The 23,645-nt window shown below is 66.6% G+C and carries 22 protein-coding genes and 1 tRNA gene; 9 read left to right on the top strand and 14 right to left on the bottom strand.

Features of this window, described 5'->3' with window-relative positions; translation table 11 throughout:
• Positions 1-59 precede the first annotated feature (59 nt).
• Together OVA31_RS08435 and OVA31_RS08430 are read left to right on the top strand one after the other, a co-directional pair.
• Positions 60-812, top strand: a complete 753-nt coding sequence (locus tag OVA31_RS08435) for a GntR family transcriptional regulator (protein ID WP_267630630.1) — start codon at positions 60-62, stop codon at positions 810-812.
• A gap of 49 nt (positions 813-861) precedes the next feature.
• On the top strand, positions 862-1,332 hold the full coding sequence (locus OVA31_RS08430; protein ID WP_267630629.1) for a nuclear transport factor 2 family protein: 471 nt from the start codon (positions 862-864) through the stop codon (positions 1,330-1,332).
• Between the two features lie 12 nt (positions 1,333-1,344).
• On the opposite strand, the gene OVA31_RS08425 is transcribed toward OVA31_RS08430, so the two are convergent.
• The 6 genes from OVA31_RS08425 to OVA31_RS08400 all read right to left on the bottom strand — a co-directional run bounded on the left by OVA31_RS08425 (position 1,345) and on the right by OVA31_RS08400 (position 8,961).
• Entirely contained in the window at positions 1,345-2,946 is a 1,602-nt protein-coding gene (locus OVA31_RS08425; RefSeq protein ID WP_267630628.1) for an FMN-binding glutamate synthase family protein, read from the bottom strand.
• On the bottom strand, positions 2,943-3,983 hold the full coding sequence (locus OVA31_RS08420) for an NAD(P)-dependent alcohol dehydrogenase (RefSeq protein WP_267630627.1): 1,041 nt from the start codon (positions 3,981-3,983) through the stop codon (positions 2,943-2,945). The genes OVA31_RS08425 and OVA31_RS08420 overlap by 4 nt, the downstream gene beginning before the upstream one ends.
• Positions 3,984-4,128: 145 nt before the next feature.
• Positions 4,129-6,777 carry an MFS transporter gene (locus tag OVA31_RS08415; RefSeq protein WP_420714156.1) on the bottom strand — a complete coding sequence of 883 codons (2,649 nt, stop codon included), beginning with the start codon at positions 6,775-6,777 and terminating at the stop codon, positions 4,129-4,131.
• Positions 6,778-6,791: 14 nt separating this feature from the next.
• Positions 6,792-7,613, bottom strand: a complete 822-nt coding sequence (locus OVA31_RS08410) for a YceI family protein (protein WP_267630625.1) — start codon at positions 7,611-7,613, stop codon at positions 6,792-6,794.
• The gene (locus OVA31_RS08405; protein WP_267630624.1) at positions 7,610-8,446 is read right to left on the bottom strand and encodes an MSCRAMM family protein; all 837 of its coding nucleotides are present in this window, start codon (positions 8,444-8,446) and stop codon (positions 7,610-7,612) included. The genes OVA31_RS08410 and OVA31_RS08405 overlap by 4 nt, the downstream gene beginning before the upstream one ends.
• A gap of 14 nt (positions 8,447-8,460) precedes the next feature.
• Complete coding sequence (locus OVA31_RS08400; RefSeq protein ID WP_267630623.1) at positions 8,461-8,961, bottom strand: MarR family winged helix-turn-helix transcriptional regulator; 501 nt, start codon at positions 8,959-8,961, stop codon at positions 8,461-8,463.
• Between the two features lie 264 nt (positions 8,962-9,225).
• Between OVA31_RS08400 and OVA31_RS08395 the strand changes: the two genes are divergently transcribed.
• The gene (locus tag OVA31_RS08395) at positions 9,226-9,471 is read left to right on the top strand and encodes a three-helix bundle dimerization domain-containing protein (RefSeq protein ID WP_267630622.1); all 246 of its coding nucleotides are present in this window, start codon (positions 9,226-9,228) and stop codon (positions 9,469-9,471) included.
• Positions 9,472-9,830: 359 nt separating this feature from the next.
• Positions 9,831-10,712 carry a polyphosphate kinase 2 gene (ppk2, locus tag OVA31_RS08390; protein ID WP_267630621.1) on the top strand — a complete coding sequence of 294 codons (882 nt, stop codon included), beginning with the start codon at positions 9,831-9,833 and terminating at the stop codon, positions 10,710-10,712.
• Between the two features lie 17 nt (positions 10,713-10,729).
• On the opposite strand, the gene OVA31_RS08385 is transcribed toward ppk2, so the two are convergent.
• The 5 genes from OVA31_RS08385 to OVA31_RS08365 form a co-directional block, all read right to left on the bottom strand.
• Positions 10,730-12,295, bottom strand: a complete 1,566-nt coding sequence (locus OVA31_RS08385; RefSeq protein ID WP_267630620.1) for a DUF222 domain-containing protein — start codon at positions 12,293-12,295, stop codon at positions 10,730-10,732.
• A 188-nt stretch (positions 12,296-12,483) separates the two neighbouring features.
• Positions 12,484-13,098, bottom strand: coding sequence for a pyridine nucleotide-disulfide oxidoreductase (locus OVA31_RS08380; RefSeq protein WP_267630619.1), 615 nt, complete (start codon positions 13,096-13,098; stop codon positions 12,484-12,486).
• 123 nt (positions 13,099-13,221) lie between these two features.
• On the bottom strand, positions 13,222-13,779 hold the full coding sequence (locus OVA31_RS08375; protein WP_267630618.1) for a pyridoxamine 5'-phosphate oxidase family protein: 558 nt from the start codon (positions 13,777-13,779) through the stop codon (positions 13,222-13,224).
• Positions 13,780-13,860: 81 nt separating this feature from the next.
• Entirely contained in the window at positions 13,861-15,030 is a 1,170-nt protein-coding gene (locus OVA31_RS08370) for an alpha-hydroxy-acid oxidizing protein (protein ID WP_267630617.1), read from the bottom strand.
• 79 nt (positions 15,031-15,109) lie between these two features.
• Positions 15,110-15,634, bottom strand: a complete 525-nt coding sequence (locus OVA31_RS08365) for a DoxX family protein (RefSeq protein WP_267630616.1) — start codon at positions 15,632-15,634, stop codon at positions 15,110-15,112.
• A 182-nt stretch (positions 15,635-15,816) separates the two neighbouring features.
• Between OVA31_RS08365 and OVA31_RS08360 the strand changes: the two genes are divergently transcribed.
• The gene (locus OVA31_RS08360) at positions 15,817-16,290 is read left to right on the top strand and encodes a hypothetical protein (RefSeq protein WP_267630615.1); all 474 of its coding nucleotides are present in this window, start codon (positions 15,817-15,819) and stop codon (positions 16,288-16,290) included.
• Positions 16,291-16,369: 79 nt separating this feature from the next.
• On the opposite strand, the gene OVA31_RS08355 is transcribed toward OVA31_RS08360, so the two are convergent.
• Positions 16,370-16,443: transfer RNA gene (locus OVA31_RS08355), tRNA-Gly, on the bottom strand.
• A gap of 196 nt (positions 16,444-16,639) precedes the next feature.
• Between OVA31_RS08355 and OVA31_RS08350 the strand changes: the two genes are divergently transcribed.
• Positions 16,640-17,677 (top strand): hypothetical protein, encoded by a 1,038-nt coding sequence (locus OVA31_RS08350; protein ID WP_267630614.1) that lies wholly within the window; start codon positions 16,640-16,642, stop codon positions 17,675-17,677.
• A 23-nt stretch (positions 17,678-17,700) separates the two neighbouring features.
• On the opposite strand, the gene OVA31_RS08345 is transcribed toward OVA31_RS08350, so the two are convergent.
• Entirely contained in the window at positions 17,701-19,131 is a 1,431-nt protein-coding gene (locus OVA31_RS08345) for a hypothetical protein (protein WP_267630613.1), read from the bottom strand.
• 195 nt (positions 19,132-19,326) lie between these two features.
• Here OVA31_RS08345 and dcd point away from each other — a divergent pair, with 195 nt between their 5' ends.
• The 3 genes from dcd to OVA31_RS08330 all read left to right on the top strand — a co-directional run bounded on the left by dcd (position 19,327) and on the right by OVA31_RS08330 (position 22,836).
• A complete protein-coding gene (gene dcd, locus OVA31_RS08340; RefSeq protein WP_267630612.1) occupies positions 19,327-19,896 on the top strand; it encodes a dCTP deaminase in 570 nt (189 codons plus the stop codon).
• Between the two features lie 128 nt (positions 19,897-20,024).
• Entirely contained in the window at positions 20,025-21,446 is a 1,422-nt protein-coding gene (locus OVA31_RS08335) for a UDP-glucose dehydrogenase family protein (RefSeq protein WP_267630611.1), read from the top strand.
• A 64-nt stretch (positions 21,447-21,510) separates the two neighbouring features.
• Positions 21,511-22,836: a hypothetical protein gene (locus tag OVA31_RS08330; RefSeq protein ID WP_267630610.1), complete on the top strand. Its 1,326-nt coding sequence runs from the start codon at positions 21,511-21,513 to the stop codon at positions 22,834-22,836.
• A gap of 15 nt (positions 22,837-22,851) precedes the next feature.
• Here OVA31_RS08330 and OVA31_RS08325 read toward each other — a convergent pair whose 3' ends face one another.
• Positions 22,852-23,622, bottom strand: coding sequence for a MerR family transcriptional regulator (locus tag OVA31_RS08325; protein WP_267630609.1), 771 nt, complete (start codon positions 23,620-23,622; stop codon positions 22,852-22,854).
• Positions 23,623-23,645 lie beyond the last annotated feature (23 nt).

Below are 23,645 nucleotides of genomic sequence, written 5' to 3'. Positions count from 1 at the left end.
CAACGTGGCTGTAACACAACGGTGTTCGCTGCGAAACCTGGGCTACCAACAATCGTGTGATGACCGTGAATCTTGCCCCGTCCCGGGATCTGACGGTACATCGACTCCACGATCTGCTCCGGGTGGCGATCCTGGACCGCGGCGACATCATCGAGCGCGATCGCCTGCTCGACGAGTCGACGCTCATGCGTCGGTTCGATGTGGCGCGAGACGTCCTCCGTGAGGCACTCGCCATCCTCGCCGCCGAGGGACTGATCGTCCGGCGACGAGGGCTCGGCACTCTGGTGGTCGGGTCGTCGTTCACCGTCGAGGGCCATCTGCCCAGTCGTACGGGCGATCTGACCGATCAGTTCACGGCAGGCGGGGTCCTGACGTTCCGGATGCTGCATTGGCGCCTCGAATCCGCGCCGGCCGTCGTCGGGGATCACCTCGACGCGGTCGGCGAACACGATCAGTGCCTGTGCATGGAGTACGTGATGGTTCTCGACGGTTGGCCGGTGGGGCTCATCACCAACTACCTGCGCGCACGCGAGGCGGCCGGGATGCGGCCCGAGGATTTCCGCGGAGACTTCTACCAGCTCCTCGACTCCCATGGCGTGGACATGGCCGACTATGACATCGAGTTCACGCCGCAGTGTGCCGACCGGCGGACCGCTGAGCTGATCGAGGTGGCCGACGGCGATCCGATCCAGCTGTTCGAACAGACCATCCGCGATTCCGCCGGTGCGGCCATCGACTTCGCGATCGGTCGGATGCGTCGGGAGGCCCGGTTCAAGGTGACCGGGATCGGGAGGGTGAGGCCGGCACGCTGATACGTGGACAACTGCCCGCCTCGGGCGGGCGTTGTCGCACAATGGGGACGTGCAGCCCTCAGACCTCGAACACTGGCTCGATTCCCAGCGAATCGTGCGACTGGTGACCACCTACTTTCGCCTGCTCGACGAACAGGATTTCGACGAGTGGCGGTTCCACGAGATCTTCCACGACGATGCGACGATCGTTCGTCCAGACGGCTCGGAGACGATCGGCCCGCACCACATCGCGGCCAGTCACGCGCGCAACTTCGCACGTTTCGAGAGCAGCCAGCACCTGTTGACCGGCCACGATGTGCAGGTGACCGACGACATCGCCGATCTCCGGTTCAACCTCGTCGCGATCCATCTCTGGAAGGATCGACCCGTCGACGCCGCGTTGGACGAGCGATCCTTCACCGCGGGCGGCGTGGTCACGGCACGCCTGGCCAGGACGCCCGACGGCTGGCGTATCACCCGGCTGCAGAACCGGGTGGTCTGGCGGACGGGCTACTTCGGTGACATGGCGCCGTCCCGGTAGGTCGGCTCACGGTCACCCGCGGAGGCGTGTGCCGTCGGGCGCGAACGAATCCGGATCGGCGCGAGTCCAGTCGTCGACCCAGGTCTGTGGGGCCTCGTGGACGAGTTGGCCTGGCCGGAGCCACTCGTAGATCTCCGCGTAGGAGCGTTGGGAGGTGGCCGACACTCGTTTGCGTAGCAGGTGGGGTGACAATTGCGACGGGCGCGAGATGCCCATCGAGGCCATCAGTCGCATGGCCTCGTCGACGGTGGCCTGTTGGTACCGGTAGGCGCGGTCGCTCTTGTCATCCACGTCGAGTGCACGGGCACGTCGAGGATCCTGGGTGGCCACACCCACCGGGCAGTGGTTGGTATGACAACGTTGTGACTGGATGCAACCGACGGCCATCATCATTGCGCGTGCGGCATTGGTGTAGTCGGCGCCCTGGATCAGGCGTTTGACGATGTCGTTGCCGGACGCGACCTTGCCGCTGGCGCCGATCCTGACTCGGTCCCGTAGACCGGTGCCCACGAGGGCGTTGTGCATCGTCATCAATCCGTCGGTGAGCGGTAGGCCGACGTGGTCCTCGTACTCGAGAGGCGCCGCGGCGGTTCCGCCTTCCGCGCCGTCGACGACGATGAAGTCAGGGGTGATCCGCTCGGCGAGCATCGCCTTGCAGATGGCGAGCACATCCACTCTCGACCCGATGCAGAGCTTCACCCCGATCGGCTTGCCGTCACTGAGTTCGCGAAGCCGTGCGACGAAGGCGATGAGCTCACGGGGAGTGGCGAACTCGGAGTGGCTCGCCGGGCTGACGCATTTCTCACCGGCCGGCACGCCGCGATAGCGGGCTATTTCCGCGCTGACCTTGGCAGCGGGCAGCACCCCTCCGACGCCGGGCTTGGCCCCTTGACTCAGCTTCAGCGAGATCGCCTTGACGCGATCGTCGGCGGCCTTGTCGGCGAACTGCTCCGGATCGAAATGTCCGTCTTTGGTTCGCGTTCCGAAATAGCCCGAGCCGATCTCCCAGATCACGTCGGCCCCGCCCAGGTGGTAGGGCGTCAGCCCGCCCTCCCCGGTGTCGTGTGCGAATCCGCCTCGCCGGGCGCCGTTGTTCAACGCTCGCAATGCATTTCCGGAGAGTGCGCCGAAGCTCATCGATGACACGTTGAGGAGCGACATCTCGTAGGGTTGACGGCAGTCGGGGCCGCCGACCCGCACACGGAGCGGCTCCGGTGGCCGTTCGATCGGCGCGACCGAGTGGACCAGGTACTCGTAACCGTCGACGTCGATATCGCGCTCGGTCCCGTACGACAGTTCTGCCGCGGTGCCTTTGGCACGCTCGTAGATCAGCGACCGGATGTCCCGGTCGTACGGCCTGCCGTCAAAGTTGCGCTCGATGAAGTATTGCTGCAGTTCCGGTCGCAGCGACTCCAGCAGGAACCGCAGGTGGCCGACCACCGGATAGTTCCGCAGTACCGAGTGGCGACGCTGGACGAGGTCATAGACCCCGACGCCGGCGATCGCGGTCAGCACGACTGCCGCGATCCACCAGCCCCACGGGCCCAACGAAGCGATGACGATGGCCGCGAGCGCGACCACCACCAGCGAGACGACGCTCGCGACACGGATCACGGTACGACGACGGCGCGTCCACGCAGGTCATTGGCTGCGAGCTTGCGATACGCCTCGACTCCGTCGTCGAGACCGAAGGTCTGCACAGCCACGTCGAGCGCGCCGTCGCGGGCGAGATCCAGAACCTCGATCAGTTCACCGCGCGATCCCCAGTACGGTGCCCGGACCGACACCTCATACGGCTGCGCCCAGATCCCGACCTTGGCTGCGGCCTGTCCGTCGCCGAGGCCGACGATCGTCACATCGCCCATCGTGCCGACCGCACCCATCGCCGTGTCGATGGTGGGCTGATATCCCACGAAGTCGAAAACAGCTGTGGCCCCGTCCTTGCCGGTGATCTTGCGAATGTTCTCGACGGCGTCGGCGTCACTGCGCACGGTCTCGTGAGCCCCGACCTCCTTGGCGAAGTCCAGCTTCTCCTGGGTCACGTCGAGCGCGATCACCCGGGACGGGGTGAGGTGGCGCAGCAGCTGGATCGCGACATGGCCGAGTCCGCCGGTCCCGATGACGACAGCGGTGGTGCCACCCACCAGCTTGGGCAACGACGGTTTGATGGCGTGATACGGCGTGAGTCCGGCGTCGGTGAGGGGCACGGTGGTGACCGGGTCCAGGTCGCCGATCGGCACCAGGTGACGCGGGTCGTCGACGATCACGTACTCGGCCATGGCGCCGGGGGCGCCGAGCCCCGGGGGTGCGATCTGCAGTTCGGCGGCATTGCTGCAGTAGTTCTCCAGTCCGCGGGAACAGAAGTGGCACACCCCGCAGCCCCACGGCCCATAGACCGCGACCGCGGTGCCCTCGGACAGTGTGGTGACGCCGCTGCCGAGTTCGGCGACCACCCCGACGCCCTCGTGCCCGAGTGTCAGCGGCAGCGGGTACGGGAAGCTCTCGGCCGGCATGTTGAGGACGAAGTCGTCGGAGTGGCAGGCCCCCGCCGCAGTCACCTTCACCAGCACTTCACCGGGTCCGGGGGTGGGTTTCTCGATATCACGGAGTTCCGGCTCGCTGCCCGGCTTGACCATCTGGATCGCCTTCACGGTTCCTCCTCGTCGAGATCTTCGTCCTTACCTCCGTTCTACGCCTCGGACAACGAGAACGGCCCGTGTGAACCCTTGATAGGGATCACACGGGCCGAACGCGTTGTGACGCTGATCTTCTAGAACATGTGCTTATGACACGACGCTAGGAGACACTGGTCTGGTTGCCGGAACCCAGGGCGATGTCGGCCGTGTTCCGTTGGCCGGTGGCCACATTCACCTGAACGGCGGCGGGCTCGTACATGTTGGCCACGATGGTGAACTGCGCGTCGGTCAGTCCCTCGATCCGATAGCGCCCGTCGGCGTCGGTGATCACCGACGCGACGATCGTCTGTTCGGGGCCGATCGCCGAGACGGTGGCACCCACCAACGGCGATCCGTCCACGGCTCGCACCGAACCCTGCACGCCACCGGTCGCGACCAGGACGATCTCGATCTCGGCACGCATCGTCGCATCGACAGTGACCAGCTGGCTGGCCGGCTGGTAGCCGGGAACCGATGCGGTGACCGCGACGGTGTCGCCTTCGGACAACCCGTGGATGGCGAAGCGTCCATCGGAATCGGCGTGCGCCTGGGTGACCACCGCGCCCGACTGATCGGTGACGATCAGGTTGGCGGGCAGCGGACGCTGCTCGTCACGCACCGAGCCTTGGAGCACCGACCCGCCGGTGAGAGCGAAGTCTCGGCGGAACACGAGGTCGCCGACCACGGACACGGTGAGCGCCTTGGGAGAGCGCCCCGGTGCCGTCGCGATGACGGTGTACGTGCCGTCTGCCAGATCGTGTACCGCATACGACCCGTCGTCGTGCACCGCGGTCGCGCCGGCCTGGTGGCCGCGGATGTCGGTGACGGTGACGGCGGAGTTTCCCAGCGGTGTCCCGTCGGAGGCGGTGATCCGGCCCGCGATCCGTGGTCGTTCGACCTCGGACTGTGCACTGCCGGCCGAGGTCAGCAGATGCCGTGGCCCGGTGGCGCGCGGCTCGTCGATCAGTTCCGACGGAGCGGCCACGGAGGCATCGGCGGCGACGGCCGCCAGCTCGGCACCCACGGTCTCCGGCGATTCCACCGGCGACTTCGACCCACCGGTGAACAGCGATGCGATGGCACCCAGCACGCAGCAGATCAGCGCGAAGGTGAAGGCCGCCGTCAATCCGTCGGAGAACGGATCGCTGATCAGGTGCGGGAAGAAGTCCAGACCCGTCAGGTGGTCGACACTCGACTGCGGCAGGCCCTGCAGCGCCTGGCCACCGATCTCCCGGATGGGGTTGTAGCCGAGGAACGCCGCGAACAGGATGCCGACCGTCGGCAGGTGTGCGATGCCGTCGGCCGGAGCCTGCGGCATACCGCCGGCCGTCAGACCGCTGAACATCGCATCGGGCAGATGCGCACTCAGGCCGGCGATCATCAGCGAGAAGAACAGGCCGATCGAGAGCACCATGGCGGCGTTCTGGAATGTCGTCATCATGCCCGCACCGGAGCCACGCGAGGTGATCGGGAGACTGTTCATCACCTCGGCGCGGTTCGGCGACGCGAACAGACCCATACCGATGCCGTTGATCAGCATGATCACGGCGAACACCCAGTAGGTGAAGTCGACCGGGATCGCGATCAGCGCGGCGAACGTGCCCGCGGTGATCAGCATGCCGATGGTGGTGAACCACTTGGTGCCCACGCGGTCGGAGAGGAACCCGGAGACCGGTGCACTGAGCAGGAAGCCGATCGTCATCGGCACCATGTAGATGCCCGCCCACAGCGGCGTACGCGAGTAGTCGAAGCCGTGCTGCGGGAGCCAGATGCCCTGCAGCCAGATGATCAGGATGAACTGCAGACCACCACGGCCGATCGACGCCATCAGGTTGGCGATGTTGCCGAACGCGAACGAACGGTTCTTGAACAGCGACAGTTCGAACAGCGGGCTGGCGACCTTGGTCTCGATGAACACGAAGACGGCGAGCACGATCGCACCACCGATGAGGCCGGTGAGGACCCAGGGGTTGCCCCAACCCATGTTCGACGAGCCGTAGGGCTGGATGCCGTAGGTGATGGCGATGAGGATCGCGATGAGGCCGACCGCGAAGGTGATGTTGCCCCACCAGTCCATCTTGGCCTTGCGGCGTTCACCGGTGTCGTGCAGTTTCAGGTACGCCCAGATCGTGCCGATCACGCCGAACGGTACGGACACCAGGAAGATGTAGTGCCACTGGATCGGGGCGAGCACGCCGCCGATCAGCAGACCGAGGAACGAGCCGGCGATCGCGGCCACACCGTTGATGCCCATCGCGAGGCCGCGCTGGTTGGCGGGGAAGGCATCGGTGAGGATCGCCGACGAGTTCGCCATCAGGAACGCACCGCCGACGCCCTGGATGATGCGCCAGAAGATCAGCCAGATGGCCGCCTCACTGCCGTCGAACCAGGTGATGGCCAAGAAGATCGACGAGATCGTGAAGATCGCGAAGCCCATGTTGTACATGCGGGCGCGACCGAACATGTCGCCGAGGCGTCCGAAGCTCACCACCAGCACGGCGGTGACCACCAGGAAGCCCATCATCATCCACAGCAGGTAGCTGGTGTTCTGGGGTTCGAGGGGATTGAGATGGATGCCCTTGAAGATGTCCGGCAGGGCGATCAGGACGATCGAGCTGTTGATCGTCGCGATCAGCATGCCCAACGTGGTGTTGGAGAGCGCGATCCACTTGTAGTTCGGACCGAGCTCCTCGAGGGATCTCTGGCGCGAGGGGCGAGGGGACTCCGCCTGCGCGGCCCCGCCTCTCTCGGCCACTGTGTGATTCGACATGTGTGCCTTTCGGATCAATCAGAAATATGTGTGCTGCTGCGGACGGCCTGGATGTCGAGGACGACCTTCGCCGTGCTGCCGATCTGGGCGACGCCGCTGATCAGCTTGTCGTCGAAGCTGATGCCGAAGTCGTTGCGCTGCAGCGTTCCCGTCGCACGGAAGCCGGCGCGTTGTCCGCCCCAGGGGTCCTCGACCTCGCCGAGATAGGACAATTCGAGCGTCACCGGGACCGCCGTGCCGCGCAGAGACAGCGTGCCCGAGAGCGTCCACGTCTCGTCGGTGGCCGGACGTACCTGCCCGGCCCGGAACTCGGCGACCGGATGCTGCTCGGTGTCGAAGAACGCATCGGAACGCAGATGGTCGTCACGTGTCTTGTTGTCGGTGTCGATGCTCGCGGTCTTGATCTCGGCGAGCACCGACGACTTCTCGATGTCCTCGGCCACCTCGATCTGCCCGGTGAAATCGGTGAAACGGCCCTTGATGCTGGCGATCCCGAAGTGACGCACGCTGATCTCGATCGTCGAATGGCCCGGGTCGATGTCCCACCGGCCGGGCACCGGGACCGGTGCGCCACCGGCGCGGGCCGCGGCGATCTCGCCGAGACTGACCGGACTCGACCCGGTCACCACCGCCACGCGGGCGGTCGGCTGGTAGCCCTCGGCGGTGATCACCACTGTGTAGGTGCCGGTGTCGAGGTCAGCCGCGCTGACCGCACCGTCGGCGTCGGCGCGGGCGATCGCTCGCTGTTCGCCGGCCTGGGACATGACCGTCATGACCGCGCCGTCCAGTGGACGACCGCTCGAGGTCGCCACCCGTGCCGTGATGGTTGCACTCATGCCTGCCCCCTAGCGCCGAGGACGAATTCGTGGCTGACGAATCGTCCGGCCTCGATGTCGATGGTGGCCGCCACCGGGGAGTAACCGTTGGCGATGACCGTGTAGTCGCCGGGTGTGAGGTTCGCGAACAGATACCGACCGTCGTCGTCGGTCAGTGCGCTCGCCGCCATCTCACCCGAGTCGTTGAGCAGGGCGACCTGGCTGTGCGCCACCGGTGCGCCGTCGGCGCCGGTGCCGTCGGTGATCGTCCCGCCGAGTTCCGCCGCCGTGCGGAGTACCACATCGACAGCGGGAGAGGCTGTTCCGCTGACCATCACGGTCTCCGCGACCGGGTCGCATCCGGCGGCCGTGACGATGACCGTGTAGGTGCCGTTCGCCAGGCCGGCGACACTCCACCGTCCGTCGACACCCGTCACGGCGGTCGCGGTGACATGGCCGGAATGATCGGCGACGGCCACTGTCGCCTGGGCCACGGCCTCACCGGTCGCAGAGGTGGTGACACTCCCGGAGAGTGCTGCCATCGAGGTGAGCACCACCTCGACGTCGATCGGAGTGGAGCCGACCGTGACGGTCACCGCGGACGGTTCGTGGCCGGCAGCCGAGACGACGAGGACGTAGTGACCGCCACCCGGGACCGCAATCCCGAACGTGCCGTCTGCATCTCCCACGGTGCGGGCTGCCTGACGTCCGTTCGGGTCGATCACGGTGATCGTCGCGTCGGCGATCGTGGCGCCGTCTCCGCGGCGGATCTCGCCGCGGATTGCTCCGCCGGCGATGGTGTGTGACGGCTCGATCCGGTCCTCGTCCCGGTGGCCATTGACGTTGGGCTGCATCAGGATCCCCCCTTCTATGTGGCGCTGTCTGCGGTAGCTGGGCAGTCTGCGGTTGGCGCGGCCAGGCCGCACACGGTGTCGGCGAGAATGCGCATCGATCGCTCCACGGCCGCGCGATCCTCGTCGGCGAGCTGGTCGAGAGCCATCTCGAAGAGCTCGGAGTTCCGCGATGACGCGCCCTGGATGTGCTCCATCCCCTCCGCCGACGGAGCCAGCAAGCTGACCCGTCCGTCGCGCGGATCGGTGGTGCGCATGACCATCCCGTGTCGTTCGAGTGAGGCCACGACGCGAGACATCGTCGGCGCGGCGACGCCCTCCCGTTCGGCCAGTTCGGTAGCCCGGATCGGCGCGTTCTGGGCGATTGTCCACAATGCCGACATCTGACCTGCGGAAAGCTCCCCGCCGCCGGACCTGGCGCGGATCGCACGCCCTATCCGGATGAGGTCACGATGGATGGTGGCGGCGTCACTCAAGGTTGCGGCGGACGACAGGCCGACCGATGCGCCCTCGCCCATAGACAGACTTCCCTCCGCGGACAACTTGCTTCGTAAAGCTAAATGAAAATTACTTAGCCAGACTAAAGTAGTTCTCCGCGTGAGCACGCATCGAGATGGTGTGAGTTGGACTACATATCTGCCGAAAAGAAGGGCAAATCAGCCTAATTCGGACATTTTTGGGGTATTGAGGCCCGGTCGTCGGCAGCCGAGGAGACGTGAACAGTGGGTGACAATCGCGGCCGGCATGGAGCAGTTGCCCAGACCTGGTCGTAGCGTGGGGCAATGGCCGGGGACGATGACGAACGCAGACAGATCAATGAGGTCCGGACGCGATTGACGGAGGCCTACGCGGGCCACCCGTCGGACGACGTGGCCGGTGCGGTCGAGGCCGCATACCGTCACTTCGACGGCACGCGTGTGCGTGATTTCGTTCCGTTGCTGGTCGAGCGGCGGGCCAATCAGGAACTGGGCGGGTCGGCTGTCATGGCAGATCCGGCGAAGGTTCCGCCGCATCTCGGCGAGCAGTAGTGGACGACAGGTCGTATTGCGTCTCCAGGAGCCGGATGAGGGCACGGGCCTCGTAGAGTTCGCTGCGCCGACGGTCCGCGCTCGACGGATGCATCGATGTCGATTCCAGCTCGGCGACGATCCGGTCGGTCACTCGTTCGAGATCTGCGATCAAGGACCGGGCCTGGGCGTGAGACGGATCCTCTGCACCAACGGTCACCGGGGGATCGTAAGGCACGGATGGTTTCGGCCGCTCATCGTCCTGCACGCAGCCTGTCGGCCATCGCCGTGGCGCTCCGCCTCGAGTACGCACCCGCGTAGCATTCTCCGAAACCTTGTCGGGTTGATCGACCGGGCATCGTGATCGAGGAGGACAGTTCGTGGGTAAGAAGAAATCCAAGAAGAAGTCGCACGGAAAGAAGCATGCGACCCGCGAAACGTCGTCGGCGTCAGGGCATGCGGAAAGCCACCAATCAGATTCGGCACCAACATCTCCGATGAAGAACAAGGAGTTCCGGGAGTTGGTGAAGCCGCTCCACGCCGAACTCGTCGCCATGCAGGAGTGGGTGCGCGCCACCGGCGCCAAGGTCTGCGTGATCTTCGAGGGGCGTGACACCGCGGGCAAGGGTGGCGTCATCAAGGCGATCACCGAACGCGTCAGTCCTCGTGTGTTCCGAGTCGTGGCGTTGCCGACCCCCACCGAGCGCGAGAAGTCGCAGATGTTCTTGCAGCGGTACGTGCCCCATCTGCCGGCGGCGGGCGAGGTGGTGATCTTCGACCGCAGTTGGTACAACCGGGCGGGCGTGGAGCGGGTGATGGGATTCTGCACCGAGGAACAGTCCACGCAGTTCCTCGCTGACGTCCCCGAGTTCGAGCGTGCCGTGGTCCGGTCCGGGGTCCTGCTGATCAAGTACTGGCTCGAGGTCAGCGAAGACGAACAGACCCTTCGCCTGCAGAGCCGGATCGACGACCCGCGCAAGTACTGGAAACTGTCGCCGATGGACGTGAAGTCGTATACCCATTGGGACGACTACTCGCAGGCCCGCGACGACATGTTCCGCTACAGCGACACCGGGTGGGCGCCGTGGTACGTCGCGAACACCGACGACAAGAAGCGTGGACGGCTCAACATCATCAGCCACCTGCTCGACCAGGTTCCGTACACGCCTCTGGCCGCGCCGGACATCGAACTTCCCGAACGGGTCCGTAGTGGGTACACCAGCCCTCACCTGGCCGTGACCGAGGTTCCGGTGCGGTACTGAGCACGGGGTCTCAGCTTCTAGTCGTCGGCCTCGCTGATCCGGCGTTTGCGGTTGCGTTCGCGTTCCTGCTGTCTGCGGGCGTGTTTGGCTGACACCCGACTCTGCAACCGAGGGGGTGGTATTGGCGGCTCTACTGCGGTGCGCGGCGGCCCCTGAGCCGGCGCCGTGAACCGGATCCGCAGCAGCCCGGGGAACAGGACGTCGAGATGTTCGGGATCGCCCGGGATGATCAGCCCTTCGGGTGTGGTGAACTCGGTGCGCAGGCGGCCGGTGTGGTCGCGGTACTGATCGTCGACCCATTCGCCGAACGTCTTGAGCAGGTGCCCGAAGCGGTCTTTGGCGTTCAGGTTGTCCGCGGTGGTCTGACCACCACGAGCCGGATGCTGGTGGTCGTATTCGACGACGTGGTCGAGGTCGCCGTCGAATGACGACACCGAGGAGCCGGGGATCACGCTGTAGCCGTCACGAATCCGCACGAACAGATCCAGTGCCGACGACGGTCGGTACGGTTCCGACGGCAGATACGCCGGCAGCGTGATGGTGCCGTCCGGGTTCGGCTGCGTACCAGGCGGTACGAGAGGTGTGACCACCGCGTCCGGGCGCGCGACCAGATCGCGCACGTGGTCGTCGGAGATGACGCCGTGCCCGGCGAGGAACCCGGCATTGTCGGCGGTGCCGGCGACGGTGGATTCGTCGGCGATGACGTGGATGATCACCTTGCTGTCGACCTGCGGCGTCGCTGTCGGTTCGGGGATCTGTGCGGTGCACTCGGCCCGGCCGCACTGGCATTCGAACGGAGTCCCGGTCATCAACGCGAATGTCGCATCCGAGGCCCGCTGCAGTTTCGTGCGCCCATCGAACTCACAGGCGGTCGCAGCGAGTGCCCTGACCGTGGCCATCGCGATCCGCGCGTTCTCCGCCGCCATCGTCGCCGTGAACTTCGAGGTGCCGTCCTTGCCGTCGTGCACCCACACCCCGCGGGCATCGAGCGCACGTCTGCGATGCTCGCGTACCCCGTCCGGGTCGTGGCGGAACACGATCCGATCGACCATGTCCTGCACGCGTTCGCGGGACCACGCACCGTCGTGCAGATCCAGAGCCGCGGCGATCTCTGCGTCGACCGCCTCTGCGTAGTCGTGACCGTCGACCAGATCGGTGCGCGAGATGATCGTGGCGACCAACTCGGCCGAGATCTTCCCGTCCCGGAGCCGTTCGGCGATCTGCGGCAACCGGTCCCGTAGGGCGAGAGCTTGATTGATGATCTTTTCCGCGGCCTGTTGGGAGATGCTCAACGCCATCGCGATCCGCGCGGCGCAGTCGGCGAAGCTGTCTTTGAGGAACAGCGCATGCGGGTCCGGGGTGGTGCCGACGATGCGGGCATGCAGTTCGGCTGCGGTCTGGTATTTCTGCCACGCCAGAAAAGACTGACCGCGCTGCAGGGAGACGAAGGAGCCAACCAGGTCGTTGGTGTCCGCGTCGGGGATCTCCTCGGCGGGCACCCCACCGGTGAACAGCGGTGCCACATCGGGCCACGGCGAGGAGACACCCCACCACGACGACAGCGACCACGCCGAACCCGACACCGAGAACACCTTCCGCACGAAGAAACCAGGGAACACAGGACCGTTCCCACGTATCTCTTCGAACATCAGCCACTCCGGTGGGGGCCGACCTCGGGTTCATCAACAACTGATCCTGCTGACGACTACTCTACGAAACCGGTCTGACAAGAATCGTTCGTGAGCCTCGTCCCCGGGTGTGCACCCGGGTGTCAGGCCGGCTCGATTGCGCGCAGGCAGTATCCGAGCGAATTCGGCTGGGAGAACGACCACTTGGTCTGGTCATGGGTACAGGTCACCGACTCGTCCGCGCGTGACATCGCTTCGGCGATGACCGTCGTCTGCGCGGGCGTGGCCGTGCAGTCACTCTCCCGGTAGTCGACAAGTTGCCCACCGGGCATCGGTATCTGGTAGCACTCTCCGTTGACGAAATTGGGTGTCATACAGAGCTTCTGAGGATCACCGGGGAACGAGAGGCTGGCGCTGTTCTCGCCGGCGCAGGCACCATCGGTCGCGACCGTCGAGGCGGCGTAGAAGGTGAGCCCGTCGGAGTCGCAAGCGACCTTGGTGGCGCGCACCTTCCCTTCGTCATCGGCCTTGTCCGCGATCTGTAGACATTCGCCCGCCGCGATGTCGGAGGTCTTCTCGACAGGGCTCTCGCTGTCGGTACTGAAGGACACGCTGCACGCGGCGAGCAGGGTGAAGCCCGAGCAGGCGACCAACAGACCGGCGTGGCGGGCGAGTTGCCATCGCCGGCGCGGTGCTGGTCGGTCGGCGTCGTCGATGTAGGTGATGGCCGGGCGCGGAGAGGAATCGTGGAACGTCATCGGAAAGCCTTTCGGTTGCTTGTCGTGCGACGAGCATCTCGATCGGCTCTTGTGACGGACTTGAGGTCGGCTTGGTGCGCAGTCCCACCGGGCAGGTGCCTTTCGGTGCCTACGCGCCGTACTTCAGGTGAGTCGGAAGGTGAAGCGCGTGCAGTCGGTGGGGAATGCCGACCACGCGAAGCCGCGTCGCGGCGTGATCGTCCGCAGACCGCCACCGTCGGCCGGGGACTGCCAAGAGTCCGGTTCGGGCCGGTAGTCCTGGTCGGCATACTTTCCGAATGCCTCGGCGAGCCGGGCGCCAAGACCGTCGGGCCGTGCGCACACCGCAACCGAGGCCCCTTCGATGATCACCACGTCCGACCCGCTCTCCAAGGTGAGCGTGCAGGCGGGGTTGGCTTCGACGTTGCGTGTGTGCCGGGTCGTCGGGGCGCCGTCGTAGAAGAATCGGCCATCGACCCAGACACCCCAGCGGGGGACGGCGTGGGGAGCGCCGTCCGGTCGCACCGACGTCAGCCAGTAGTGCGTTGATTCCACGAGGCGTATCTCGACCGACGCCCACGAGCGCGTCCCGTCGAGGCTCTCGCTGACCCCGTAACCATCGGGGAAACGGGGGCGGTCTACGAGCGGCTCGGATAGCGCCGGCAGAGTATCCGCCTGCGGCAGCGTGTGCTTCTCGGTCATGGCCCAACGCTACGAGCATGCGGTCGGGCGCGGCTTGACCGTTCTTGCTGTTTCGCCTGACCAGCGGACAAGGCGTCGCCGCTACATGGCGCGCTGAAGAGCCCCGTCGGCCCGGAGGTCGGCAATCGTCGGATAGCCGTTGATCGCCATCAGCAGGTCGGCCTCGGCCAGGATCGACCGGAGGTGATGGACCAGGCCGTCCTCGCCGCCGACGGCCAGCGCGTAGGCATAGGAGCGGCCGATGCCGACGGCGGTGGCGCCGAGTGCGAGGGCCAGGACGACGTCGCTGCCACTGCGCACCCCCGAGTCGAACAGGACTGGTGTGTCACCTGCCGCGGCCACCACATCGGGTAGGTGCTGCAAGGCAGAGAGTCCACCATTGGCTTGGCGCCCACCGTGATTCGAGCAGTAGATGGCGTCGGCGCCGACGTCGACGGCGCGGCGGACGTCGTCGGGATGGCAGATCCCCTTCGGAATGACGGGCAGATCCGTCACCTCACGGATCCAGGCCAGATCGTCCCAGCTGACCGGTTGGCCGAAGCTCACCGCCCACTGCAGGACGGCCGATGGCAGGTCCTCCTCCGGACTCTTGGCGAGCTTGCCCAGGAAATTGGGGTCGGTGAAGTAGTTGGAGACACACATGCCGCGGAGCTGCGGAAAGTTGGAGGTGTTGAGATCCCGCGGGCGCCAGCCCGGTGTCCAGGTGTCCAGGGTGACGGCGATCCCCTGGTATCCGGCCTGCTCCGCACGCTGGATGAAACTCAATGCGAGGTCACGATCCTTGGGCATGTAGAGCTGGAAGAATCCCGGCGTCTCCTGGTGGATCGCACCGGTCTCCTCGACCGGGTCCATGGACAGCGTGGACTGTACGGCCGGAACCCCGGTGCGCTCCGCGGCTCGCGCGACGGCGAGATCGCCGTGGAAGTCCTGGGCGCAGATCCCGATCACCCCGATCGGTGCCATGAAGACCGGCGACGGCAGCGTGGTCCCGAACAAGTCGACCGACAGGTCACGTTCGGTCGCCCCGACGCCCATCCGAGGCACGATGCCCCACTTGTCGAACGCGTCGACATTCGCGCGCTGGGTCCGTTCATTCCCGCAGCCACCCGTCACGTACGACCAGATCCAGGGCGGCAGCACCTCCTGCGCCTTGCGCTCGAGGGACTCGGAGTCAACCGGGTAGCGGGGGAGCACGCCTTGCGTACCGGCCAGGTAGATCTCCAGTTGGAAAGCCCCGTAGTCCGGTGTCATGTCAGTGTCTCCCTTGTGTCGATGCGCCATCCGTGACGAATGTACGACATCGCTACCGGACGACTTGCCGGTTACAAGGTCAGGCGGTGGCTGTCACCTTTTTGCGGCGGTACAGCACTGCTGCTGCACCCGCGGTCGCGGCGGCGAGCGCGGCCACCCCCACCCCGTCACGCTCGAGGCGATGTCCCATCTTGCTGTCCAGGGAGTAGCGGCCGGGGCCGGTCAGGGCCAGCGCTGCCGAGGCGATGCCCAGGATCGCTGGGTACTCCAGGCCGCCGTTCTGCGCGAAGAAGCCATTCGGGCGGTGTACATCGGCGGCCGCGATCATGGCTGCGGCGCCGGCTGCCGAGGCGACCCGGGTGCCCGCGCCCAACGCGACAAGACCACCGGCAGCTTCGCTGACCCCGGCGGTGACCGCGGACAGCTTGGCAGGCTTGAAGCCCATCTGATTCATGCCGGATGCGGTCGCCTCGATGCCCGGCCCGCCGAACCAACCGGTGAGCTTCTGTGCGCCATGGGCGAACAACGTCGCACCCACCGCAGTGCGCAGCGTCAGCAGGCCCAGATCGAGCGCCTTCGCTCGTGATGAAACATCAGTAGACATCGTGTCGTTCCTCCATGCATTGTGGCGTCCAGCTAAAGCGAACTCTAGTCCGCTTAGCTGAGAGGTCACTCAGGGGGATATATGGCTCCGATGAAGGTCCGCGAGGTCAGCAGCTTCGAATGTTTGATCTCGCTCTGTACTGGGTATGTCTTCGCGACCATCGTCATCCGAGGAGTGGAACCGTGGATACTGCAATCTGGGTCATCATCGCCATCGTTGTCGTGATCATCCTGCTCGTGGCATTGCTGCTGTTCCTGCGACAGCGCAGGCAGCACCGCCGGGTCAAAGCGCAGGACATCAGGGAGAACGCCACCGCGCAGGTGTCGGACGTGCGCCATCGCGAAGCAATCGCCGAGGAGTCCGAGGCGCGGGCACGTAAGGCCAAGGCCGAGGCCGATCAGAAGGCTGCCGAGGCCAAGCGTCTCGGCGAGCATGCGCGCACCCATCAGGAGCACGCCGCCGAGTCCCGGGAACAGGTCGACAGCGAGTTCGCGCGCGCCGACAAGCTCGACCCCGACGTCGGGCGGGACGGAGTCCGTCGCGAGCCGGAGCCCCACCAGGAGGGTGACCAGCCGCCGCGCCACGCTCAAGGCCCCGATCAGGGATACGATCCGCGCCACGTGCAGGACCCCCGACAGGCGCCCGAAAGCCGTTGATCTGTCACGTGGAAACGCGGGCAGTCGATTCTGGCGTGGCACCGCTCTACATGCGGTGGTGATGGAGGTGCGGTGATGGTGGAGCCGATGACGGGAATCGAACCCGCGTATTCAGCTTGGGAAGCTGATGTTCTGCCATTGAACTACATCGGCGTGCGAGGCGCTCTGACCTCGCGATCGACAGAGTAGCAAACGCCACGCTCGAGCCCGTGCGCGGACACCCGCATTTCGCCGGCCCGGCACGCGCGGGCCAGGCACTGTGGAGTCGGACGTCGTGGCGCCAGACGTGTTAGCTTGATGCCCTCAATGTCCGTGAGCGCGCTCGGGGGTCGTGAACATCGTGGAGTCCATGCGCTCGTCCGAGATCGGCGATCGCCAACTCGCTTCCGGAGCACCCACCGATCAGCCGTTTCTGCTCGTCGACATGTCTGACGACGGCGTGCTGATCTCCGCGGTCGACCCAGCCACCGAAACGGCTCTCGGTCGGCGTGCGCTCTGGGGGATACATCCCACCGCTCTCGACCAGGCCCTCGCGGAGCATCTGGTCCGGGCCGGTCGCGTGCCGACGCCCCGGACCGACGACTGGTGGAATGAACTGCGGGAACTCGCCGGACGCGGACGTGAACGCCTGTCGACGTCCGACGGGACATTCGTCATGGGGCACCGCGACGTGCGGTTCTTCCGCGTCAGTCGGCGAGACCTCGACGAGGCGACCGCCTCACTCGCCGCCGAGGTCGCCGGCGTGCTGCGCGAGATGGGCCGAGAGTTCCGCACCACCTCGGTGGTACTCGGCCGCGGACGCGATGACTGGCCGGGCCTCGATGCGGTCCTGCAGCGGTCCGCGCATCTGCCAGTGGTCGCGCCGGACCCGCCCGTCGACGGGATTCGCGATGTCGGTGTCCCATCGGGCGTCCCGGCAGCGGCGCCCGCGCCGACGCCGCCGACCGAGCCGGTGCCTCCGGAGTTGGCGCCGCCGCCGCACGCTGCGCATCAGACCGACTCCTCGGCCTCGTCCGCCCGATACCCGGGCAAGCGCATCGCCATCACAATGGCCGCGGTCGTCGCCGTCATCGGCGCCGGAACGGTGACTGCGCTCGCGGTCACCGCCGACGACTCACCGCGTCGGCCGCCGTCGAGTCTCGAATTCCCTTCGAGCACACCGTCACCGACGTCGAGCTACGCCGATCCCGCCGAACTCGTGGCCGCTCGGGAACCGGCTGCGACCTACACACCACCCCCGCCGGCGCCTGCCGACGACGTTTCCTCCGACGGCACGCCGCAGTCGCCCGATCAACCGAATCGGCCACGATCCGCGCCGCCGAGGCTGGTCATCCCGAATCCGATTCCGGGGCTGCCGCCGATCGTTCTGCCGCGGTTACCCGGCTGAACTTCGACTGCGCGCTAGCGCTGTCACCACCGTGCCGCGGATACCGGTACGCGCTTGCCCGACGTCGGAGCCGGGGCGGGACGCTTGTCCTCCGCGAGGCACATCGACCGAAGTACGTTGTGGTACACGACGAGTCCGTACAGGTTCGGCGCCCCGACGATGCCGGTCGACTTGGGCAGCATGTCGGTGGTGATCCCGAGGCCGGGGAACAGATCGTTGGCCAGCGCGGCCGCCGGGTCGGTACCGCCCTCCTGCCAGGCCAACTCCACCATGTGCGCGGCCAGCGCGTAGGCGTAGTAGGCCGCGGTGAGCGACTTGGTCACCGTCAGGTCCGACATCGGTACGGTCGCAGCAAAATCCTGCTTGTTGTTGCGGTTGTGGCTGAGCCCGATGACCACGTCGAGCGGGGCGCCGCCGACGTAGGGGATCAGCACCCCGACCTGAGAGAGGATGTACTCCGGCGTGTTGAAGTCGGCGGGGTCGGCAGGGATCAGATTCTGGTGAACTCGCGTGGTGCGCAGGTAATCCTGCAGGCGCGTCGTCATCCCGGCGATCTGTCGATCGGTGGCGGGATTCGCGGTGATCGACTGCAGGTAGTCCGAGGTGCGCGTCACGATCCGCGTCAGCGGCAGATCGCCGATCGGCTTACAGGTGTCGGCGTCGGCCACCGCGACCTGCCCGGCGATGTCCCGGACGATCCCGGGCACCGCGTAGGCGAAGCGGAGGTCCTTGACCGATTTCCCGGCGTTCGCCTTCTGCGATCGCGTGACGGACACAACGCATGAGTCGACCAGCTTCTCGCTGATCGACTTGTACAGCTGGGTCGCGGCGAACACGCCGAGAAGGATCGGCAGGGTGATGAGCGTGCCGATGGTGATCGGTCCTGCCAGCGGACCGATGCTCGGCAGCGTGCGCCGCAGCACGGTGAGCGGGACCATGACCGTCACATAGAGGTAGAGCCACACGCTCTCCACGGCCTGCGCCAGCGTGAGGTTCTCGACGGGGATGGCCTCTCCGGCGCGGCCGTCGCGAACGGCGACCAACTGCGTGACCACCCACTGCGAGATCGGATCCCGGTACTTCATGATGGGGTCCTTGTCGTCGGCCCCCAGGTCGTACGGATGATTCGACACCGCCAGCGAGGAGATCCGCAGTCGTGCCATGTCGCGATGGGCGCCGGCCTTGATCGATGCCGACTTCTGCTGGACCTCTTGCGGCAGATAGGGCTTCAGCGAATCGAAGATGGCGTCATAGATCGCGCCGAAGGTGGCGAACCGCGATCCGACGCACTCCTTCGGCTCGGTGCTCCTCGACGTGGTGCGCGAGTCCGAGTGTGGTGCGATCGGAGCTGCCGAGGCCACCGCGCCGAGGCCGTTCTCCCCACCGAACGACAGCGTCACGCACGTCACGATCGCCACCGCGATCATCGACACCGACAGCCTCTGACCCCACATACCCCACGCACCCCCGGCTCGTTCCGACCCGCCGGATCTCGTCGCAGTCACATGGCGATCACACGAGAATCACGGCCCCGGCACACTCTAAGAGGTTCCTGAGCGTTTTGACCATGGTTCGGCTCAAGTTGCATCTGGTTCGACGGCGACCGTCCATTCGGCGTTCATCCGAGCCGGTCGGTTAACCTCACACGTGTGCTGCTCTCCGATCGCGACATCCGCTCCGAGATCGCCGGTGGGCGGTTGGCGCTCGAACCGTTCGATCCGACGCTCGTGCAGCCGTCGAGTGTCGACGTGCGCCTCGACCGTCTGTTCCGCGTCTTCAACAACACGCGCTACACGCATATCGACCCCGCAGAACGCCAGGACGAGCTGACCAGCCTCGTCGAACCGCCCGAGGGCGAGCCGTTCGTCCTGCATCCGGGAGAGTTCGTGCTCGGCTCGACCCTCGAGGTCTGCTCGCTGCCCGACGACCTGGCAGGGCGGCTGGAGGGCAAATCGTCTCTCGGCAGGCTCGGCCTGCTCACCCATTCGACGGCAGGCTTCATCGATCCGGGCTTCTCCGGGCACATCACTCTCGAGCTGTCGAACGTCGCGAACCTGCCGATCACGCTGTGGCCGGGGATGAAGATCGGCCAGTTGTGTCTGATCCGGCTGTCGAGCCCGGCGGAGCATCCGTACGGCAGCGCGAGCGTCGGATCGAAGTACCAGGGCCAGCGCGGGCCGACCCCGTCGAAGGCCTATCTGAACTTCACCAAGCCGTAGCACTGCTCCCACGCGGGCCCGCCGTTGGGGTGCAGTTCATCTTGGCCGTCGGGTGTTCACCAGCCCGATCGGGACGGGTCATGTCGCGGATGCGTCGTCGCAGGAAACCGCGCGTACTCACTGAAGACATGAAGCTGACAGTCATCGGTTGCGGGTACCTCGGGGCCACTCATGCGGCGTGCATGGCAGAACTCGGGCACGAGGTGCTCGGCGTGGATGTCGACGCGGAAAAGGTCGCGCGACTGCAGGCCGGGGATGTGCCGTTCTTCGAGCCCGGGCTCGGTGACGTGTTGCGCCGCAATCTCGATGCGGGCCGGCTGCGTTTCACCACCGATCACCGCGACGCCGCGACCTTTGCGTCCGTGCACTTCCTCGGAGTGGGGACGCCCCAGCAGCGTCGCGGCTACGGCGTCGATCTCTCGCATGTGGAATCGGCGGTCGACGCCCTGGCCCCCCTGCTGCGGGGTGACCACCTGATCATCGGCAAGTCCACAGTCCCGGTCGGAACGGCAGCCGCACTTGCACAACGGATGTCGGTGCTCACCGCGCCGGGCTCTCGGATCGAGCTGGCTTGGAGCCCGGAGTTCCTCCGGGAGGGATTCGCGGTCGAGGACACCCTCGAACCCGACCGCATCGTGCTGGGCACCGATCCCGACGATCCCGCCACGGACGCCGCCGAGCAGGTGATCGCCGAGATCTATCGGGAGATCCTGGAGACCGGCGTGCCCTTCATCCGGACCGATTGGGCGACTGCGGAACTGGTGAAGGTATCGGCCAATGCGTTTCTGGCCACCAAGATCTCGTTCATCAACGCCATCAGCGAGATCTGCGAGGTGGTCGGTGCCGATGTGTCGACGCTCGCCGATGCGATCGGCTACGACGGGCGGATCGGCCGCCGATTCCTCAACGCGGGACTCGGTTTCGGTGGGGGATGCCTGCCCAAGGACATCCGTGGGTTCATGGCACGCGCCGAGGAGGTGGGTGCCGGGCAGGCGTTGCGATTCCTGCGGGAGGTCGACGCGATCAACAACCGCCGTCGGACGGCGATGGTCGAGCTGGTCGCCGATGCGGTCGGCGGCGACGTCCTCGGCGCGAATGTCGCCGTGCTGGGCGCGGCCTTCAAGCCGGAGAGCGACGACGTCCGGGATTCGCCTGCCCTGAACGTGGCCGGGCAGTTGGCGTTGCGCGGGGCGTCGGTGAGTGTCTTCGACCCCAAGGCCACCGCGACGTCCCGGCGCATGTATCCGATGCTGTCCTATGCGGAGAGCGCCGTGGAGGCGTGCGAGGACGCGGATGCGGTGGTGGTGGCCACCGAGTGGGCCGAGTTCGTCCACATGGGGCCCGAGGAATTGTCCGGGGTGGTGCGATCGCGCGTCATCGTCGACGGTCGGCGCTGCCTCGATGCCGGCGCATGGCGCTCGGCGGGGTGGCGTTTCCACGCCATCGGTGGGCCGATGCGCTCGGTCACCGCGCCGAGAACAGCCCGTTCGGGGATGACCGGTCAGTCGTTGCCGCAGGTCCCGGCCTCCGTTCCTCCGCATTCCCCCTAGTCGCATGTTACTGTCGTGAATTCCGGATATCAGATGGGTTCATCGACGCGGGACATCAGATCGCATGACAGACGAGGCGACGACCATTGGTCGTGGGGCGCTGGCCACCACGACCGACGTCCACGCGCATCCGGTCAGCCATGAACTCCTCGGCGATGTGGCGGCTCGACAACTGGCCAGGGGCATTCCCGCCGACCTGCCGTTCCTGCTCGTCGATGTCACCGACGACGGCCTGAGGGTCACCACAGTGGACCCGCGCCTCGATGCCTCGGTCGCTGCGCTGATGGCCCCCGCCATCCGGCCGGCGGCGCTCGACCAACTCCTGGCGGCGCATCTGGTCCGGGTCGGGCGGGTGGCGCAGCCGACCTCCGAGGAGTGGTCCGTCGAACTGCTCGACCTCGCGCGTCGAGGGCGGACTCGTCTCGCCACGACGGACGGCACCTTCATCGTCGGCCGTGACCACGTGGAGTACTTCCGCGTCGCGCAGGGCGATCTCGACGAGGCCACGGCCGAGTTCGCCGACGGGGTCGGCCTGCTGTGTGAAGAGGCGGCCGCCGATGCCCCCGGCCGCATCACCTCTCTGGTGCTTGCCGGCGGACACGAGGCCTGGCCCGGCCTCCCCGCGATGCTCGGACAACGTGCGCCGGTTCCGGTGATCGCGTTGCGACCGGCAAGCGCTCCCGAGGCCGATCTCTCCGAGCGACGGCACGACGACGGTGTCCCACTCGGCGCCCGGCCGCCGGCGTCGCTCGCGTTGACCTCGGATCTGTTTGTGTCCGAGCCTGTTCCACCGAGCGAACCGGAACCACCCCGGCAGTCCCCGCAGCCAACGCAGTCCCCGTCGGTGCGGCAGACCACGCCTCGCCCCGCCGCCGAACCGAGCGGATGGGATCTCGAGCCGGACGCAGGCAAGCCGCGACCGGCGACCCGCGCGATGGTGTGGCGACAGCGACTGACGGGTAGGCGTGCACTCATCGGCATCGCTGCCATCTGCGCGATCATTGCGATCGGTACCGCGACCGCCGTCGCGGTGACCGGCGGCGGGGACTCCGATCGGCCGTCGGCCATGGGCGACGACACCACAGCGACATCGCAGAACGACTCGTCCTACGCCGACCCGGCGGATCTCACGGAAGCGCGGGTGCCTGCAGTCACCTACGTACCGCCCCCGCCACCTCCGGAGACGACCAGCGAGGGGTCGTCATCCGACGAGACGTCGACCGGCAGTCAGCGCACCGGCGAGCCGCGGCGGCCGGCGCCGCGCCCGCGACCGCGGCAGAACGCGCCTGCACCGGCGCCGCCACCCGTACCGGCGCCGCCACCCCTGCCACGGCAGCGCGTCTTCCCCAATCCGATCCCCGGGTTGCCGCCGATCGTCCTGCCGGGATAGGCCTGCCGGGATAGGTCAGTCTGCCGACGGATTCTCGGCGCTCGTGTGGCGCGCCCGGCCGAGATAGTCGTTGAGCTGGCGTGCGAGGTCTCGATCGAGGGCGCGGTCGAGGGCGTTGTGCGCCGAGATCGAGCCCGCATGCCGCATCTCGCCGAGGAGTTCTTTCGCCCACTCGGATTCGGCAGGCGTACGGGGCAACCAGCCGTCCTCATGCCCTTCGGTGATGGCGCGACGTCCGGCGGAGATCACCACCTTTGCGACCGCTGCCATCTCCTGGTCGAGCCGGCCGTGGACGTCGAGGATGCCGCTGAGGGGCAACCCGAGTTTCACGAGGCGGCCGTACGCGGAAACGGTTTCCTGATCGAGGATCGTGTACTGCTTGGGGTGCGCTTCGTCGCCCTTCGGAGCGATGAGGCCGAATTCTGCGAGACGCTCGAAATGCGCGGGGTTTCCGGAGTTGAGCAGGTCTTTGAGGTCCTCGGCCGCCATCGTGGTCGACGTCGCGGTCGACCACGGCTCGGACACCACCTCCTCGAGGCCCAGCACCTCGGCGAGGTTGTCGCCGCGTTGGATTCCGGAGAGGAAGTCGCCGATGTGGCGGATGGTGAAACCGCGTTTGAGCAGATCGTTGATCACCCGCAGCCGCGCGAGGTGGGCATCGGTGTAGATGGCGATGCGTCCACGCCGCAGAGGGCGCGGGAGCAAACCTCGGTCCTGGTAGCCACGGACGTTGCGGGTGGTGGTGCCCGCGGCCCGTGCCAGATCGTCGATCCGGTATTCGGTCACCGCGACATTGTCCCAGATCGGGC

Origin of the sequence: Gordonia sp. SL306, from assembly GCF_026625785.1 — a bacterium.
In the GTDB taxonomy this organism is placed as follows: domain Bacteria; phylum Actinomycetota; class Actinomycetes; order Mycobacteriales; family Mycobacteriaceae; genus Gordonia.
Note: the sequence above shows the minus strand (reverse complement) of the source record. Positions and strands in the feature narration are given on the sequence as shown.